This window comes from Halalkaliarchaeum desulfuricum, assembly GCF_002952775.1.
Taxonomy (GTDB): Archaea; Halobacteriota; Halobacteria; order Halobacteriales; family Haloferacaceae; genus Halalkaliarchaeum; species Halalkaliarchaeum desulfuricum.
In genome coordinates this window covers 1,478,381-1,495,490 of sequence record NZ_CP025066.1, presented here as the reverse complement: position 1 = coordinate 1,495,490, position 17,110 = coordinate 1,478,381, and the positions used below count along the sequence as shown (strand labels likewise).

The window sequence follows — 17,110 nt, the reverse complement described above, 5'->3', positions numbered from 1 at the left end:
ATTCGCCTGCGGGTGCGGTGCTGACCCCAAGACGGGGGAGCCTCGGGGTTTGACCCCGAGGTACTTTACTGTCCCGGTCGAACACTAATTGATGTACGATCGAATCCTGTATCCGACGGACGGAAGCGAGGGTGCGGAGGCGGCGCTCGAACACGCGATCGATCACGCGCTCCAGTACGACGCGTCGCTGCACGTCCTGTACGTGGTCGAGGAGACGCTTCCGGCGATGGAGGCGGGTGCACCCGACGTCCTGGATGCGCTCGAGGAGCGCGGCCAGCAGGTCATCGAGGAGGCCCGGGACCGGGCAGTCGACGCCGGCGTCGACTCGGTTCAGGCGTCCGTCGCCGCGGGGTCCCCGTATCGACAGATCCTCACATACGCCGAGGACTCGGAGACCGACCTGATCGTGATGGGGACCCACGGGCGTCGGGGAATCGACAGGTATCTGTTGGGCAGTGTCGCCGAAAAGGTGGTCCGGACCGCCGACTGTCCGGTGCTTACGGTCCGGGCCCAAAAAGCGGAGTAGTCGTTTGAAATCGGTGCAGTGCGGTTCAGCTCTGGAGCTCTACGTTCTCGATGACCTCGACCGAGACCTCTTCGACGCCGATCCGGGCGAACTGCGTTTCGACGTGGTCCTTCGCCGCCTTGATCGCGTCCTCGCGCGTGTCGAACCCGCGCGGCATCGGCGACTCGAACGCGATCCGGATCTCTTCGCCGTCGACACGCTGGAGGCTGCCCCCGCTTTCGACCTCGTAGAACTCGTCGCAGATCCACACGTACGGCGCCCCCTCGTCGGGGCTCCCCTTGAACGTCGGCGGCGTCTCGCCGCGCTCGTATATCGTCCCCGTGAGTTCGGTCCCGCCCCCCCGGCCGCGAACCAGCAACATACCGGTGATACGCGACGAGCGGGTAAAAGCGGTTGGATCACCGAAACGGCGGCGGGTTCGGCCGAACCCGACAGGGCTTTGTACGTTCCGGCCCGACCATGACAGTATATGACACGATTGGATCCCTGCGGCGCGTCCGGCCGACCCGAAGCGTCCGGACCGTGCGGGCCACCCGAGCGGCGCGAGTCGCCCGAAAGCGGACTGTCCCGGACGGTTCGGGGCCGGTCGTCCCGGAACAAAGCACTTATTCGGCGACTGAGAGGAATCATGCACGCAAACGCGACGAGAAACGGCGTGACGAGAAACGACGCGACGAGAAACGGCGCGACGAGAAACGACGCGACAACGAACAGAACCCAACTCGAAGCATGAACGAAGTTCAACTCGAAGTGGCGAAGGCGTACCCGAACGACTCGGGACGCGGCATCGCCCGTCTCGACCCAGACACGCTCTTGCATCTCAAGCTCTCCCCCGGCGACATCATCGAGATCGAGGGTGGTGAGATGACCGCAGCGAAGGTGTGGCGAGCGGACCGGCAGGACTGGAACACCGACACGGTCCGCGTCGACGGCTTCACCCGCCAGAACGCCAACGTCGGCATCGGCGAGCGCGTGACGATCCGGAAGGCGGAAGCCGAAAAGGCCGACAAGCTCGTTCTCGCGCCACCCGAGGAGGCGTCCGTGCAGTTCGGCTCCGACGCCGCCGGCATGGTGAAACGGCAGATCCTCAAGCGGCCGGTCGTCGAACGCGACATCGTTCCGGTGATGTCGAGCACGAACCACCCGTTCATGCGCTCGCCCGGGCAGGCGATCCCGCTGATCGCCGTCTCCACGGAGCCGGAGGGCGTCTGTCTCATCACCGAGGACACCGAGGTCGAACTCCGCGAGGAGCCGATCTCCGGCTTCGAGAAGACCGGCGGCGGCATCACCTACGAGGACATCGGCGGCCTGCAAAGCGAGATCCAGCGCGTCCGGGAGATGGTGGAACTGCCGATGAAGCACCCCCAGATCTTCAAGAAGCTGGGGATCGAACCGCCCCAGGGTGTCCTTCTTCACGGTCCACCCGGGACCGGCAAGACCCTCCTTGCCAAGGCGGTCGCAAACGAGACGGCGGCGTCGTTTTTCTCGATCGCCGGCCCGGAGATCATCTCGAAGTACTACGGCGAGAGCGAACAGCAGCTCCGGGAGATCTTCGAGGACGCCAAAGAGGAGTCGCCGTCGATCATCTTCATCGACGAACTGGACTCCATCGCGCCCAAACGCGAGGACGTCACCGGCGAGGTGGAGCGCCGTGTCGTCGCCCAGCTGCTCACGATGATGGACGGCCTCGAGACCCGGGGCCAGGTGATCGTCATCGCGGCGACGAACCGCGTCGACAGCGTCGATCCCGCCCTGCGGCGTCCCGGCCGGTTCGACCGGGAGATCGAGATCGGCGTCCCCGACGAGGGGGGTCGCAAGGAGATCATGCAGATCCACACCCGCGGGATGCCGCTGTCCGACGACGTGAGCCTCGACCGGCTCGCTGACGAGACCCACGGCTTCGTCGGCGCCGACATCGAGAGCCTCACCAAGGAGGCGGCAATGAAGGCGCTGCGGCGCTACCTCCCGGAGATCGACCTCGACGAGGAGGACATCCCGCCGAGCCTCATCGATCGGATGATCGTGAAGCGGGCCGACTTCAACGGCGCCCTCTCGGAGGTAGAGCCCTCCGCGATGCGGGAGGTGCTGGTCGAACTCCCGAAGATCACCTGGGACGACGTCGGTGGGCTCGAGGACGCGAAACAGCAGGTCAAAGAGAGCGTCGAGTGGCCACTCTCGAAGCCGGAGAAGTTCGAGCGCATGGGGATCCAGGCGCCGAAGGGCGTGCTGCTTTACGGCCCGCCCGGGACCGGCAAGACGCTGATGGCGAAAGCGGTCGCCAACGAAACCAACGCCAATTTCATCTCCGTGCGCGGGCCGCAGTTGCTCTCGAAGTGGGTCGGCGAGTCCGAGAAGGCGATCAGACAGACGTTCCGGAAGGCCCGCCAGGTGAGTCCGACGATCGTCTTCTTCGACGAACTGGACTCGCTTGCCCCCTCGCGGGGTCAGGACGCCGGCAGCAACGTCTCCGAACGGGTCGTCAACCAGCTGCTGACCGAACTCGACGGCTTAGAAGAGATGGGCGAAGTGATGGTGATCGGCGCGACCAATCGCCCGGACATGATCGACCCGGCGTTGATCCGGTCGGGCCGGTTCGACCGGCTGGTGATGGTCGGCTCCCCCGACGAGGAGGGTCGCGAACAGATACTCAAGATCCACACGCGCGAGTCGCCGCTGTCGCCGGACGTGAGCCTGCGCGAAATCGCCGAGATCACCGACGGCTACGTCGGCTCGGACCTCGAGTCGATCGCCCGCGAGGCCGCCATCGAGGCGCTCCGGGAGGACGACGACGCCGATGTGGTCGAGATGCGCCACTTCCGGCAGGCGATGGACTCCGTCCGTCCGACCATCACCGACGAGATCCTCAGCTACTACGAGGAGATCGAAGACCAGTTCCGCGGCGGCGGGGCGGACGCGATGCGGGAGCGTGGTGGCCGGATCGGATTCCAGTAAGACGACCCGTCGCCGATCCTCCGGCAGCGACGTTTTCGAGGGGAGAAAGTTGAAGTCCGACAGTCACAACTACCGAACATGAAGTGTGCCCTCGTCGGGGTCGGCCAGGCCGGCGGCAAGGTGGCGACCGCCCTCGCGACCTTCGATACACGCATGGAGTTCGGTGCCATCCGCTCGGCGCTGGCGGTCAACACCGCCACGGCCGACCTGCAGCCCCTCCCCCTCGACACCGTACTGATCGGTCAGGACCGCGTCGACGGCCACGGCGTCGGCGGCGACAACGAACTCGGCGCCGAGGTGATGGAGTCGGACCTCCCGGAGGTGATGGACGCGCTCGACGACAAGATCACCTCCGAGACGGAGGCGGTGTTCGTGATCGCCGGGCTGGGCGGCGGGACGGGCTCGGGCGGCGCACCCGTGCTCGTTCGCCGGCTCAAGCGGATCTACAACGTGCCCATCTACGCGATCGGGATCCTCCCGGGACAGGACGAGGGCGCGCTGTACCAGGCGAACGCCGGTCGCTCGCTCAAGACGGTCGCCAGGGAGGCCGACTCGTTGCTTCTGGTCGACAACGACGCCTGGGTCGAAAGCGGCGAGAGCCTCCAGGAAGGGTTCGACACCATAAACAAACACATCGCCCAGCGGCTCGGGCTCCTGCTTGCGGCCGGGGAGGCCGTCGAAGGGGTCGGCGAGAGCGTCGTCGACTCCAGCGAGGTGATAAACACCCTCGCGACCGGCGGTATCTCCGCGCTGGGGTACGGCGCCGCAGCCAGCGGCGAGACGGCCGAAGACAACATCAACACGGTGACGAGCACGACCCGCAGTGCGATGTTCACCGGAATGAGCCTCCCCGGTGCGACCAAAGCGGACACGGCGCTTCTCGTCGTCGCCGGCCGTCCGGAGACGATCTCCCGAAAGGGCGTCGAGCGCTCACGCCGGTGGCTCGAGGAGGAGACCGGTAGCATGGAAGTCCGCGGCGGCGACTTCCCGCTGGACACCGACCGGATCGCGTCGCTGATCCTTCTCGGTGGGGTCGAACAGTCCGACCGGCTCGAACGGTTCATCGAGCGCGCCCGCGAGGCCGTCGAGATCGCCAAAGAGGAGCGCGCCGACCCCGCCAAAGCGTTCGACAACGAGGCGATCGAAGACCTGTTTTGATCGGTCAGGCGTCCCCGTCGTCGGGCGGCTGTTCGTCGCCGTGGTCCCGGTTCTCGCCGTGGTCTCGGTCCTCGCCGTCGTCCCGACCACCGCTGGTGCCCCGCCCCGTCCGGTATCGCTCCTTCGCGGAGTCGAAGGAAAGCTCCTCCAGTTCACGTCCCCGGCGCGTTTCGCGTTCGGCGATCGCTTCCGGGTCCGGGTTGACGTCGTCGTCGATCCGTGCGAACGAGCCGTGGACTTTCGCGTGACACCAGCGACAGAGGCCGACGGTGAGTTCGTGGGAAGTCCCGTCCGTGGACTCCTCAGCGGCATCGTTGTCCCCCCAGGATCGGGATTCCGCGTTCGAACTGCCGTACGAGAGGTGGTGTTCCTCGATCAGCGGCCGGACGTTCTCGCCGGCGAGCCGGCGCTCCTCGAGCCCACACCGGATGCACTGTTTCCCGTCGGTTGTCCACCGGTACTTCGGACAGTCCTGCCAGTTCCCCGCTTCGCCGACGTGACACCGGTAGTCGTCCGCCCGCCGTGCCGCGGCGAATCCGGGGTCGTCGCCGGCGCGCTCGAGTGCGAACCGACACCGTCCGTCGTCGGTGAGGTGATCGCAAACCCCGGCGATAGCGTACGGGTCGTCGACGCCGACGGGAGTTCCCTCCGGTGTCCGTTCCATGGCGCTGTGGTTCCTCCATCGTCGCGTTCGAAACGGCGTCATTTATACCGTGCGGCCATGAACCGACGTGTATGCAAGATCGGACCTACGCGGCCGACGCCGAGCCCGGAAGTCGGGCGACGGTGGCCGGCTGGGTTCACGAGATCAGAGACCTCGGTGGGATCGCGTTCCTCATCCTTCGGGACACGACCGGCCGGATCCAGGTGAAGTTCGAGAAAGACGAAATGGACGACGAACTCGTCGAGACGGGGCTGGACGTCTCCCGGGAGTCCGTCGTCGCCGTCACCGGCGACGTCGAGGAGGAGTCCCGGGCACCCACGGGCGTGGAGGTTGTCCCCGACTCGATCGAGGTGATCGCGCCGGCGGACACCGACCTCCCGCTGGATCCGTCCGGCAAGGTCGACGCCGAACTCTCGACCCGGCTGGACAACCGGACGCTGGATCTCCGCAAACCCGACGTGAAGGCGATCTTCGAGGTGCGCGCGGAGATCCTCCGGGCCGCCCGCGAGGAGCTTCGCGCGGTCGGCTGCACCGAGATCAACACGCCGAAGATCGTCGCCACCGGAACCGAGGGCGGCACGGAGCTGTTCCCGATCACCTACTTCGGCGAGGAGGCGTTCATGAACCAGTCGCCACAGCTGTTCAAACAGCTGATGGTCGGTTCCGGACTCGAACGCGTCTTCGAGATCGGCCCGATCTTCAGGGCCGAAGAGCACAACACACCCCGCCATCTCAACGAGGCGACCTCGATCGACTTCGAGGGTGCCTTCTGTGACCACTCGGACGCGATGGACGTCTGCGAGGAGGTCGTGAAGGGCGTCTACGAGGCGGTCGAGGAGAACTGCACAGCGCAGCTGGAGGCGATCGGCGTCGCCGACGACTTCTCGGTTCCCGACGGGGAGTTCCCCCGCTTGACCTACGAGGAGGCGATCGAGCGGATCAACGCCACCGGCGCGCTCGACCAGCAGCTGGTGTGGGGCGACGACCTCCCGACCGAGGGCGAGCACGCGCTCGGCGAGGAGATCGGCGGCCACTACTTCATCACCGACTGGCCCTCCGAGATCAAGCCGTTCTACATCAAGGACTACGACGACGACGAAACCGTCTCGACGGGCTTCGACCTGATGCACCCCCGCATGGAACTGGTCTCGGGTGGGCAGCGCGAACACCGCCACGACCACCTCATCGAGGGGTTCAAACAGCAGGGGCTCGACCCCGACGAGTTCGAGTACTACACCAAGATGTTCAAGTACGGCATGCCACCCCACGCCGGCTGGGGGCTGGGCGGCGAGCGACTCGTGATGACCGTCCTCGGGCTGGACAACATCCGCGAGGCGGTCATCTTCCCCCGCGACCGACAACGTCTCTCGCCGTGAGACGGTGAGGCAATGAAACGATGACCACATCGACGGCGTCGACGGCGTTCGCCCCGGGACACGTCACTGCGTTTTTCAGCATCCACCGAGCCGAATCGCCGGCAACGTCCGGCTCCCGGGGGGCAGGCCTTGCGCTTTCCGAGGGTGTCACCGCGACCGTGAGCCCGACCGACGGTGGGGATCAGGGAAAAAACGAGATCCACCTGAACGGGACGCGGGTGACCATCGAGGCGGTCGAACACGTCCTTTCTGAGCTTCGTGTCACGGCCCGCGTTCGACTGGAAACGCCGCTGACGCCCGGGGCCGGCTTCGGCGTCTCGGGTGCCGCGGCGCTCGCGACGGCGCTCGCGGCGAACAACCGGTTCGACTGCGGTCGTACCGAAAACGAACTCGTCAGACTCGCCCATGCCGGCGATGTCGAGGCGGGGACAGGCCTGGGCGACGTGGTCGCACAGGCCCGTGGCGGCATCCCGATCCGGCTGGAGCCCGGCGCCCCCGGCTACGGCAGCCTCGACGGGATCCCGGACCGGTGCCGGGTCGAGTACGTCACCTTCGGCGAGCTGTCGACGCCGGATGTGCTTTCGGGGGAGACGGAGGCCCTTTCTGCGGCCGGCGAGCGCGCGCTCACCGCGCTAATGGGCGATCCGACCGTCGAGACGCTCCTCGCGGAGGGGAGACGGTTCACCCGCGAGATCGGCGTGGCGACCCCGGCGGTCGCCGAAGCGATCGACGCCGTCGCCGACGCCGGGGGCGAGGCGTCGATGGCGATGCTGGGCCGGAGCGTCTTCGCCCTGGGGACCGGGTTGACAGACGCCGGCTACGATCCGTCGGTCTGTCGGACGCATCCGGCCGGCGCGACCCTCGGATCCGAGTAGTGCCGGAACCGTGTCCGCCGTCCGACCGCCGGTGGACTACTCCCTGTCGTCGGCGAACGATCCGTTCCTTATCGCCCGTTCGGCCGCCTCGAGCGCGTCGTCGGGGTCGAACTCCCGGACGATCGCCTCGAGTTCCGCGCGTGGACGGTCCCGCAACGCCCGCGCGTGTCGGGTTACGTTCGGCACCGCCCGGAGCACGTTGTCGACGATCGGCACGTCGGCGACCCGGGCGGACCGTGAGCCGGGGTTCAGGTCGATCACGATCTCGACTTTTCCCAGCTTCGCCAGCGCGGCGGCCCTGTCGCCGTCTTCCAGCGGGACGAGCACCACGTCGGCGGCGGCGATGCCGTCGGCGTCGATCTTCGCCCGTTCGTGTGACAGCCCCGGGATCCGTGCGTCCGCCGCGAGACCCTTCACCTCCGTTGCGCCGTGTTCCCGGAGGGAGTCGGCGATCGCCTGCATGCGCTCGTCGGTCCGGTTGAACAGGTTCACCTCGAGGTCGGCGTCGACGACGTCGGCGAGGTCGACGATCTCGCCGGGGACCAGGGCCGCGACGTTGCCGTTGACCGACAGCACCGGCCGCTCGGCGAGAAGCAGGTGGGCGGCAGCAGCCCGGGCGGCCCGATCGGCACTCTCGATCGTGCGCTCGCCCAGCAGGTAGTCGAACGCTTCGCCCCGGCCCTGGGCGATGAGTCCCTGGCGGCTCGTGATCCCCCGCTCGACGCCCGCCTCGATCCGGTGGCGGGTCACGAGCGACTCGTATCTGGGGTGATCCTCGGGGATGTCTGCGTCGGTCACGGCAGGGGGTTCGCCCCCGGTGTACAAGGGTTTGCTGGATGTACTGAAACGTCGGCACGGTTTTGTTCCGGTGCCTCCGGGAGCTCAGCTTCCATCGGGGGCTCGCTTCAGTTTCGCCGACGGATGGCTTTTATTGTTTCGTCAGGTATGCCACCAGTATGTACGAACGAGCGTCCGCCGTGGACGTATACCGCCAGGCGCTTCCAGTGATCGTCGTCAGCCTCGTTGCCGGACTGTTCGCCGGGACGATACTGGGAAGCGAACCGATGCGTGCGGGCATCGAAAGCGTTCCCGGCATCCTCGTTTTGTCACCCGCGTTCCTGGCAACCCGGGGTGGCGTCTACGGCTCGCTGGGCGCACGGCTCTCCAGCGGCCTCCATCAAGGGGTCATCGAGCCGCGGGTCACACAGGACCGACGGCTCTCGAACGCCGTCGTTGCCTCCTTTATCAACGGAATGGTGGTCTCTGTGTTCATCGCCGTCGTGGCGTTTCTCGTTCTCTGGTTCCTCGGGGGCGGTGGAAACCTGTTGCAGTTGGTGGGAATCATGGTCGTCGCCGGTCTCCTGTCTGCGATACTCATGCTGTCCGTGCTCGTCACGGTGGTCTTTGTCGGCTACCGGCGTGGGCTCGATCCGGACAACATCGTGGGACCGCTCGTTACCACCCTCGGTGACGTGTTCGGCGTCGTCTTCCTTCTGATCGCCATCTATTTCGTGGGGTTGTTCATATGAGCGACGACTACGCGGGCGACGACCTCACGGGGCTGAGTGACTCGCTGGGGGAACTCTACGAGAAGCTCTCCGAGGAGGACGACAGTCCGGCCGACCCGTTCGCCCCGGCGCCGGTGGATCCCGACTGGCAGATCAAACCGATGGTGCTGACGATGGTGCCGCTTCTCGCGGCGCTTTCAGTCCTCCAGATGGTTTCGGGCTCGGTGCTGGAGACGTTCGAGGAGGTCCTTCTTACGAACCCGGCGCTGTTGATCCTGGTCCCCGTCCAGATCGGGACCGCCGGCAACCTCGGATCGATCCTGTGTTCCAGACTGTCGACGCAGTTGCATCTGGGCACCTTCGAGTTCGCAGTCGACAACCCGGCGATCCGGTCGAACTCCGGGGCGGTCCTCGGGCTGGGGGTCACCGTCTTCGCGCTTGTCGGCGTCGCCGCGTGGGCGATCGGTCGCGCTCTCGGAGGGACGCTCGGGCTCGTCGAGGTGTTGACGATCTCTCTGATCAGTGGCACGCTCCTTGCCGTCTTCGTCGTCGTCGTGAGCCTGGTGGCGGTCTCGACGTCCTACCGCCTGGGATACAACCCCGACGATACGACGATCCCGGTCGTGACGAACGTCTGTGATATCACGGGCGTACTCATCCTCTTTGCGGTCATTACGGTCGTCCTCTAGCGGGTCGCCCCGGAGAGTGGCCGCCACAGCGTGCACCCATCTTAATCCGGAGCGGTTCCAATGGATCGGACATGGAAGAGATCGCCTACCGCTCCCAGAACGTCCGAGAGACGCTCGTCGAGCTGAAGAACATCTCGGAGCTGTCTGTCGATCTGGCGTACGCGGCTGCCCTCTACGACTACCCGCTGTTGGCGGAGGAGGTCCTCGAGCTGGAGGCTCGTGCCGACTCCCTGCAGTATCCCGCGAAGATCGCGTTGATGCTGGCAGCAAAGCGTTCTTCCGACGCCGAACAGCTGGTCGGAATCGTTCAGATCGTCGAGGCAGCCGTCGGGATCACGAATGCCGCAGCAGACATCGCCGCGATCGTGACCAACGACATCGGGCTCCCGGCGGAGGTTCGGGGATCCCTTCCGACTGCAGACGAGGTCCTCCTGCGCGCGATGGTCGGCGAGAACAGCGAGGCGACCGGACGGTCGCTCGGGGAGCTGTCGTTCGAGACGGAGGCTGGCGTGTCCGTGATCGCGATCCGTCGCGGCAACGGATGGAACATCGATCCGGACGAGGGGATGCTTCTCGAGGTCGGGGACGTCGTCATCGGACGCGGCCCGGAGGCGGGCGTGCGGACGGTCCGACAGACGTTGACCGGCGACCCCGTCCCCACCGAGAGTCGACACCGGGACGACGTCGACGAACTCGGCCGCGCCGCCGACCTGCTCGTCGACCTGAAGGACATCTCCGAGCTCGCGGTCGGGCTCGCCTACGCGGCGGTACTGTTCGACGACGACGAACTCGCCGCGGAGGTGCGCGACCTCGAACGCCGGTCGGACGCGCTGAAAAACGAGGTCGAAACCCTGGTGATCGAGGCGGGGGACCGGGTGAGAGAGCCCGCCAGGTTGCGTGGACTGCTCCATCTGGCGACGGCGTCGGAAGCGATCTGTGACGCGGCGATCCGGATCGCGGACATCGTGTTGCGGGACGGCAGCGTCCACCCGGTGTTCGGTCAGGCGATCGGGGAAAGCGACGAACTCATCACGACGACGTCGGTCGAACCGGAAAGCAGGCTCGCGGGAGCGACCCTCGGCGAACTGGAGCTGGAAGAGGAGACCGGAGTGTCGATCATGGCGATACACCGGAGCAACGACTGGATCCTGGCACCGACCGGCGAGACACAGCTTTTCCCAGAGGACGTACTCATCGCCCGCGGGCCCGATGACGGTGCGACCACCCTTCGCGAGTGGGCCCGGGAGTGATCGCTCGCGGAAGCCACACGCCGTTCTCCCCGGCGACGAAGCGCCGGTGGGTTTCATATGTCCCCGCGGGAAACGATCACTCAATGCCGGAGATACGGATCACTGAGCCCCAAGAACTGCGGTTCGACGCTCTGCGTGAGGAACTCGAGGAGGCCCACGTCGACCAGTACGGCACCGTCCACGACCGAGATGTCGTCGCGTACCTGCTGGATCTCGCCGACGCGGTCGAAGACCCCAAACGGGCGGCAACCCCGGGGACGGCGATCGACGATAAGGGGACTGAAACCTCCGGAGAACTCGAAGAATCGGACACAGAGGAGAACGCCGAAGACGAGAGGGACGGAGACGATGAAGAGACGGAGGACGCCGACGGCGAGGATGACGCCGACGCCGACGAATCACGGCTCAACGCGATGATGAGCCTGCTGGACACCCACGAGGACAAGTGGCGCGAAAGCGACGGGGAGGCGCGCTACGAGGTCGACCTCCCGGACGGGGAGACGGCGACCGCCCAGACCAAAGACGACGTCCGCGCGCTGCTTTTCAAGAACTACTGATCAGGGATGAGCTTCCTCGACACCATCCGATCCTGGTTCCGATCGCTGTTCGGCGGGGAACCCGAAGACGAAGACGAACTCGACACCGACGAGGACGCGGCCGAACCGGCCGAACCTGCCGACCCGGAACCGCGGCTCGATCCGGACGGCGTCACAGAGGTCCGCAAGGAGAGCGACGACGACCCGATCGACCGCCTGCGTGAGGTCAAACAAAAACAGCAGGAAACCGACGGAGATGGAGACGGAGATGGGTCCGAAGGCGGCGGGCCGGACGTACCCCGGTGACGCGAGCCGTCCCGACGTTTCCGAACCCTACTCGGTTTCGACGCCGCGTTCCGCGACCGCGAGCACCGCACCTGAAAGCACTTCAATCCCGATCTCGATCGACTCCTCGTCGACGTCGAAGGTGCCCGTGTGGTGGCCGCCGGGGTGGTCGGTCCCAATTCCGACGTACGTCGCGTAGCCGCCGTTGTCCTGGACGCGCTGCATCAGGTAGGTGGCGTCCTCGCTGCCGCCGAGCTCGTCGCGCTCTAGCAGGTTCGTCACTCCCGAAACGTCCCGGGCGACCTCGGCGACGACGTCGACCAGCTCCTGATCGCTTTCGGCGCTGGGGGCCTCGCCGCGGGTTTCGATGTCCACCTCGCACTCGTGCATGGTTGCGGCGCTTTCGAGCACTCGCTCGGCCTTCTCGTAGGCGTAGTCGGCGAGATCGGTCGTTTCGCCCCGCACCTCCCCTTCGATAAACGACTCCTCGGGGATGATGTTCGTCGCGGTGCCGCCGCCGACGATCCCGGCGTTCACCCGGGTCGCGCCGTCGGCGTGGCGGGGGATCCCGTACAGGTTCTGGACTGCGGTCGCGAGCGCCTGGACGGTGTTTTTCCCCTGTTCGGGGTGGCCGCCGGCGTGGGCTGGCTCACCCGAGAATTCGGCGAAGAAGTGTCTGACCGCGAGGAAGCCGTCGATACCCGCGATCACCTCGCCCGTGGGGTGATCCAGCCCGATGTGGACCGCAAACAAGGAGTCGACGTCGTCGAGGTGACCCGACTCGGCCATCGGCTTCCCGCCGACGATCAACTCCTCGCCCGGCTGGAAGAACACCTTCAGCGTCCCGGAAAACTCCGACGCGAGGATCTCGTCGATCACACCGAGCCCGAACGTCGCGTGGGCGTCGTGACCGCAGGCGTGCATGTAGCCGTCGTGTTTCGACCGAAACCCCTCGTCTGCGGGGACGTGACCCGCCTCGCTCGACTCCGCGATCGGGAGTCCGTCGATGTCGACCCGGAGTCCGATCGTCGGGCCGTCGCCCCGTTCGATCACGGCGATCGCGCCGGTGAACCCGCCCTGTAGCGCCTCCAGGATCTCGGGATCCGCGCCCGCAGCGAGTGCCCGGTCGTACCACTCGGCCAGTTCCGCCTCGTCGGGGACGTTCATCCGGGCGTCCGCGCGGTGGACGTCTCGACCGTAGTGGATCCCGTCGACGTCACGCTCGCGCAACGCCTCGATTATACGCGCGGTCGTGTAAAACTCCCGCCAGGCCGGTTCCGGACGCTCGTGGAGATCGCGTCTGAAGGCGATCAGGTCGCTCGTCTCGGGTGTCGAAGCCATACTTGAGGGATGGTCTACGCGGGTATAAACGCGGCTGAACCGGAACGGTCCGCGCTGTATAAACCTCGCCACAATAAACACGAACGATTATGATGTTATCTGACAAACGTAATCTATGGGACAACACGTTCTCGTTCCGATCGACGGCTCCGACACCGCCTGGAAAGCGCTCGACGTCGCCCTCGGACTGTTTCCCGAAGGCGAGCTTTCGGTGCTGCACGTGATCGGCCCGATGGGTATCGACACCGACGCTGACGGCGGGGTACTCGACAGCAGGGCGTACGACCGGGCCAAAGAGGATGCTCGAGAGCTCGAAACGGAAGCGAAAGACCGGATCGCCGACGCCGACTCGCCCGCGCCGACGCTGCACGAGATCGCCATCGAGGTCGGGGATCCCGCACGGGAGATACTCGACTACGCCGAGGCGAACGACGTCGACCACGTCGTGATGGGGAGCCGCGGCCGGTCCAGCATCGAGCGGTTGCTCTTGGGCAGCGTCTCCGAGACAGTCACCCGTCGCGCGCCGATGTCGGTGACGGTCGTCCGGTGACACTGTAGATCTCGGTCGGCGGCGGGCCGTCCGGATTGTCGGCGACGATTTATATCCGGTGACGAACCAGACGGCCCGTGACCGACGGATGCCTCAACTGCGGGAAACCACTCGGGAACAGGACGGCGCTGTGTTACGCCTGCGAATCCGACGGAATCGTCGTCGAGGACGTCCTCGACGTGGACGACGAGATCTACGATCGGCTCGAGCGATACTTCCTGCTCGCGTCGATCCGGTGTTCGAACTGCGGCGACATGCACGGCGTCGTCACCGTCGACGGCGAGACCTACACCGCGGCCGACTTCGGCGTCGAAACGGAAGCGGAGTGGCGGCGGCGGATGGACGAAGCCGAAGCGTGGATCAGCGAGCACCGCGAGGCGGTCGAACCCGCGTTGCGCCTGCTCGAACGTGACTGGCCCAGGTCGGTCGAGGCCGTCCGAACCCGCGTGCTTTGAGCCGCAAGCGATGGGCGCTCACCGACACCGTTTTTCCGTCCGGGCCGCTGCATCGACCGTGAACCTCCGCGGCGTCATCCTCGAAGTCGGCGAGGTCCGAACGGTTTCGACGCGCTACGGGGACCGGGATCTGGTCGAGTTCGGCGTGCGACCGATCGGCCCCCGCGAGAGCGATCCCGACGAGACGTACGTCGCGGACGCGGGCGGCGGAAACGGCGGCGATGCCGAGGGCGGTTGCGACGACAACACCGCTGGCGACGGCGACGACGCCGGGGACTCCGTCCGTGTGACGCTGTGGGGCAAATGGACGCACACCGCCGAGATCGCCGAGCCGGGAATGGAGCTTCTGGTCACCGACGTCCAGACGGACGAGTATCGCGGGGAGACGACGTATGCGACAGGTGGCGACTCCGCGGTCGTCCTCCAGCCGGACTTCCTGGTCGACGTCACCGACGTCCGGTCGTGGGTGCAGTGCCCCCGGCTGTACTATTTAAATAAACTGTCGGGCATCCCGTTGAACTACCCGGTGGTCAAGGGGACGATCGTCCACGAGGTGTTCGGCGACCTGTTGCGCGGCGGGGATCTCGAGGAGGCCGTCGAGGACCGGGTCGAGGAGGCGGGCCTGGAGCTCGGGCTGCTCGGCAGGGACCGACGGGAGGTGACCGACGAAGTGCGGCGCAACGCCGCCGCGATCGACGGCTGGCTCGCACAGGGCACCCTCGAGGGCGGTGACGACTGGCGCTCCGAACACACGCTCGTCTCGGCCACCTACGGGATGAAAGGTCGGGCCGACGCGCTCCGGCGGGGCATGCCCGTCGAACTCAAGACCGGGAAAAACACCAACCGCGAACCGCGGTTCCAGGACAAGATCCAGGCGGCCTGTTATGCACTGATGCTCGAAGAGCGGGGCGTCCCGGTCGACACGGGGACGCTGCTGTACACGAAAAACAGCGCACTCGACCGGAGCGAGGCCCAGGGGGACCTCTCGCCGGCGAAGGACTTCTCGATCGGCGACGGCCTGCTGGAGTTCGTGATCCGGACGCGAAACGAGATCGCCGCGATGGAGCACGCCGTCCTGGCGGACGACGACCCCGACGCGGGCGTCCCGACCGGCTACGAGGCCGACGCGACCTGCGAGTACTGCTTCGAACAGGACACCTGTCTGGTCGTCTCTGGTCGGCTGAACCAGGAGTCGAAGGCGGGTACGCTCGGAACGCCGGTTCCCGAGGAGGAGCGGGCGTACTTCGACCGGTTCTACCGGTTGATCGAGGAGGAGCGCCGGGAGGTACACGCGGCCTACCGGCGGCTGTGGGAGAAAACCCCGGGGGAGCGAGCGGCCGCCGACCGCGCGCTCGTGGACCTGGAGCCGATCGACCGGGAAGAGCGTCCCGACGGTCGGTGGGAACTGCGGGCGAAAAAGCCCGACGGCGTCGTCTCGAAGCTCCGAGAGGGGGACGTCGCGCTGGCCAGCGACGGCGATCCGGTCGCCGGCCACGCCGAACTGTGCCGGATCCGGGAGCTCGGCGAAACGGTCGTCGTGACGGCCGACGAACCGGTCGAACTGCGCCGTCTCGACGTCTACCCCTCCGAGCTGACGGTCGACCGGTATCTCACGGCGCTGCACGACACCGTATTGAAGGGCGATCCCGACCGGAAGGACGTGCTGTTCGGCCGGCGCGAGCCGGCGTTTTCCGGCCCGCACCGGACCTACGTCGACAACAACGAGGCACAAAACGAGGCTGTGAACCTCGCGGTCCGGGCCGACGACTGTGCACTGATCCACGGACCGCCCGGCACCGGAAAGACGTACACGATCGCCGAGATCGTTCACGCGCTTGTCGAGGACGGACAGCGCGTGTTGCTCTCGGCGTTCACGAACCGCGCGGTCGACAACGCCCTGGAGACGCTCCGGGAGCGGTCGGCAACGCGGGCGGCAACCGAAACCGAACACAGGCTCGAGGGGGACATCGTCAGAGTCGGGACGAAGACGGGCGTCCGTGGCGACATGCAGGATCTCCGGCTCGTCCGTCGGGGCGACCCCGACGACCGGGCAGCCACGCTTCGCGAGGCGTCCGTGGTCGCGGCCACGACAGCCGCCTGCGGCTCCCGCGCGCTCCGTGAGGAGTCGTTCGACGTCGCGATCGTCGACGAGGCGTCACAGCTCACCGAGCCGGGGACGCTGGCGGCGATCAACCGGGCCGATCGGTTCGTGCTGGTGGGCGACCACGAGCAGCTCCCGCCGGTCGTCCGGGCGGAAAGCAGCCTGCGGACGTCGCTTTTCGAGCGTCTCGTCGAGACGCATCCCGAGGCGTCGGTCATGCTCGATCGGCAGTATCGGATGGCACAACGGATCCAGGCGTTCTCCTCGATGGAGTTTTACGACGGCGCGTTGCGGCCCGCGAACGGGACCGTCGCCGCCCAGTCGATTCGAAACCTGGGCGTCGATCCTGTCGAACTTCCGTCGGAGCTACAGGGGGTCGTCAACTTCGTCGATCCCGACGGCAGACAGGAGGGGAACGCGAACCCGCGGGAAGCGAGGCGAGTCGCCGAGATCGTGCGAGCCTACCGGGAGGCGGGCGTCGACGCCGACGACATCGGCGTGATCGCCCCGTTCCGCGCGCAAGTGGCCGAGATCGACCGACGGGTCGACGTCACCGTCGACACTGTCGATCGGTTCCAGGGCTCCAGCGAGGAGGTAATCGTCGTCTCTCTGGTCGCGACCGGGACGCTCGAGGGGCCGCTGTTCGAGGACCACCGGCGGATCAACGTGGCGCTCACCCGGGCCCGGAAGGCGCTCACACTGGTGGGCGACCCGGACGCTCTCGCATCGGAGCCGTTCTATCGACGGCTGCTCGAGTGGGCGAGTCGGGAACGAGGCCAGCCGACGGAACAAACGAGTCAGCGGGAAAACAAAACGATCGACCGGGACCGATAAAGTCAGGTGG

At 66.6% G+C, this 17,110-nt stretch carries 17 protein-coding genes; 13 read left to right on the top strand and 4 right to left on the bottom strand.

Features of this window, described 5'->3' with window-relative positions; translation table 11 throughout:
- Positions 1 to 91 precede the first annotated feature (91 nt).
- Positions 92 to 526, top strand: coding sequence for a universal stress protein (locus tag AArcSl_RS07340; protein ID WP_119817089.1), 435 nt, complete (start codon positions 92 to 94; stop codon positions 524 to 526).
- A 25-nt stretch (positions 527 to 551) separates the two neighbouring features.
- Here AArcSl_RS07340 and AArcSl_RS07335 read toward each other — a convergent pair whose 3' ends face one another.
- Positions 552 to 887, bottom strand: coding sequence for a DUF7113 family protein (locus AArcSl_RS07335; protein ID WP_119817086.1), 336 nt, complete (start codon positions 885 to 887; stop codon positions 552 to 554).
- A gap of 368 nt (positions 888 to 1,255) precedes the next feature.
- Here AArcSl_RS07335 and AArcSl_RS07330 point away from each other — a divergent pair, with 368 nt between their 5' ends.
- Both AArcSl_RS07330 and AArcSl_RS07325 read left to right on the top strand, forming a co-directional pair.
- Positions 1,256 to 3,478, top strand: a complete 2,223-nt coding sequence (locus tag AArcSl_RS07330) for a CDC48 family AAA ATPase (protein WP_119821802.1) — start codon at positions 1,256 to 1,258, stop codon at positions 3,476 to 3,478.
- A gap of 78 nt (positions 3,479 to 3,556) precedes the next feature.
- On the top strand, positions 3,557 to 4,636 hold the full coding sequence (locus AArcSl_RS07325) for a tubulin/FtsZ family protein (RefSeq protein WP_119817084.1): 1,080 nt from the start codon (positions 3,557 to 3,559) through the stop codon (positions 4,634 to 4,636).
- Positions 4,637 to 4,640: 4 nt separating this feature from the next.
- Here the strand turns inward: AArcSl_RS07325 and AArcSl_RS07320 are convergent, their stop codons facing one another.
- Entirely contained in the window at positions 4,641 to 5,300 is a 660-nt protein-coding gene (locus AArcSl_RS07320) for a DUF7097 family protein (RefSeq protein ID WP_394337317.1), read from the bottom strand.
- 71 nt (positions 5,301 to 5,371) lie between these two features.
- Here AArcSl_RS07320 and aspS point away from each other — a divergent pair, with 71 nt between their 5' ends.
- Both aspS and AArcSl_RS07310 read left to right on the top strand, forming a co-directional pair.
- Positions 5,372 to 6,676: an aspartate--tRNA(Asn) ligase gene (gene aspS, locus AArcSl_RS07315; protein ID WP_119817081.1), complete on the top strand. Its 1,305-nt coding sequence runs from the start codon at positions 5,372 to 5,374 to the stop codon at positions 6,674 to 6,676.
- Between the two features lie 20 nt (positions 6,677 to 6,696).
- Positions 6,697 to 7,551: a pantoate kinase gene (locus AArcSl_RS07310; protein ID WP_119817077.1), complete on the top strand. Its 855-nt coding sequence runs from the start codon at positions 6,697 to 6,699 to the stop codon at positions 7,549 to 7,551.
- Positions 7,552 to 7,587: 36 nt separating this feature from the next.
- On the opposite strand, the gene AArcSl_RS07305 is transcribed toward AArcSl_RS07310, so the two are convergent.
- Positions 7,588 to 8,349 carry a 4-phosphopantoate--beta-alanine ligase gene (locus tag AArcSl_RS07305; RefSeq protein ID WP_119817074.1) on the bottom strand — a complete coding sequence of 254 codons (762 nt, stop codon included), beginning with the start codon at positions 8,347 to 8,349 and terminating at the stop codon, positions 7,588 to 7,590.
- 158 nt (positions 8,350 to 8,507) lie between these two features.
- Here AArcSl_RS07305 and AArcSl_RS07300 point away from each other — a divergent pair, with 158 nt between their 5' ends.
- From AArcSl_RS07300 to AArcSl_RS07280, 5 genes are all read left to right on the top strand, one after another.
- Entirely contained in the window at positions 8,508 to 9,080 is a 573-nt protein-coding gene (locus tag AArcSl_RS07300) for a magnesium transporter (protein WP_119817071.1), read from the top strand.
- 140 nt (positions 9,081 to 9,220) lie between these two features.
- A complete protein-coding gene (locus AArcSl_RS07295; protein ID WP_245883418.1) occupies positions 9,221 to 9,748 on the top strand; it encodes a magnesium transporter in 528 nt (175 codons plus the stop codon).
- Between the two features lie 71 nt (positions 9,749 to 9,819).
- Entirely contained in the window at positions 9,820 to 10,998 is a 1,179-nt protein-coding gene (locus tag AArcSl_RS07290; RefSeq protein WP_119817065.1) for a potassium channel family protein, read from the top strand.
- 83 nt (positions 10,999 to 11,081) lie between these two features.
- A complete protein-coding gene (locus AArcSl_RS07285) occupies positions 11,082 to 11,555 on the top strand; it encodes a hypothetical protein (RefSeq protein WP_119817062.1) in 474 nt (157 codons plus the stop codon).
- A gap of 6 nt (positions 11,556 to 11,561) precedes the next feature.
- Complete coding sequence (locus AArcSl_RS07280; protein ID WP_119817059.1) at positions 11,562 to 11,840, top strand: hypothetical protein; 279 nt, start codon at positions 11,562 to 11,564, stop codon at positions 11,838 to 11,840.
- Positions 11,841 to 11,867: 27 nt separating this feature from the next.
- Here AArcSl_RS07280 and AArcSl_RS07275 read toward each other — a convergent pair whose 3' ends face one another.
- Positions 11,868 to 13,160 carry an amidohydrolase gene (locus tag AArcSl_RS07275; RefSeq protein WP_119817056.1) on the bottom strand — a complete coding sequence of 431 codons (1,293 nt, stop codon included), beginning with the start codon at positions 13,158 to 13,160 and terminating at the stop codon, positions 11,868 to 11,870.
- Positions 13,161 to 13,275: 115 nt separating this feature from the next.
- Between AArcSl_RS07275 and AArcSl_RS07270 the strand changes: the two genes are divergently transcribed.
- The 3 genes from AArcSl_RS07270 to AArcSl_RS07260 all read left to right on the top strand — a co-directional run bounded on the left by AArcSl_RS07270 (position 13,276) and on the right by AArcSl_RS07260 (position 17,100).
- Positions 13,276 to 13,710, top strand: a complete 435-nt coding sequence (locus AArcSl_RS07270; protein ID WP_119817053.1) for a universal stress protein — start codon at positions 13,276 to 13,278, stop codon at positions 13,708 to 13,710.
- 77 nt (positions 13,711 to 13,787) lie between these two features.
- A complete protein-coding gene (locus AArcSl_RS07265; RefSeq protein WP_119817050.1) occupies positions 13,788 to 14,165 on the top strand; it encodes a hypothetical protein in 378 nt (125 codons plus the stop codon).
- Positions 14,166 to 14,223: 58 nt separating this feature from the next.
- The gene (locus AArcSl_RS07260) at positions 14,224 to 17,100 is read left to right on the top strand and encodes an AAA domain-containing protein (protein ID WP_394337316.1); all 2,877 of its coding nucleotides are present in this window, start codon (positions 14,224 to 14,226) and stop codon (positions 17,098 to 17,100) included.
- The last annotated feature ends 10 nt before the right edge of the window (positions 17,101 to 17,110 follow it).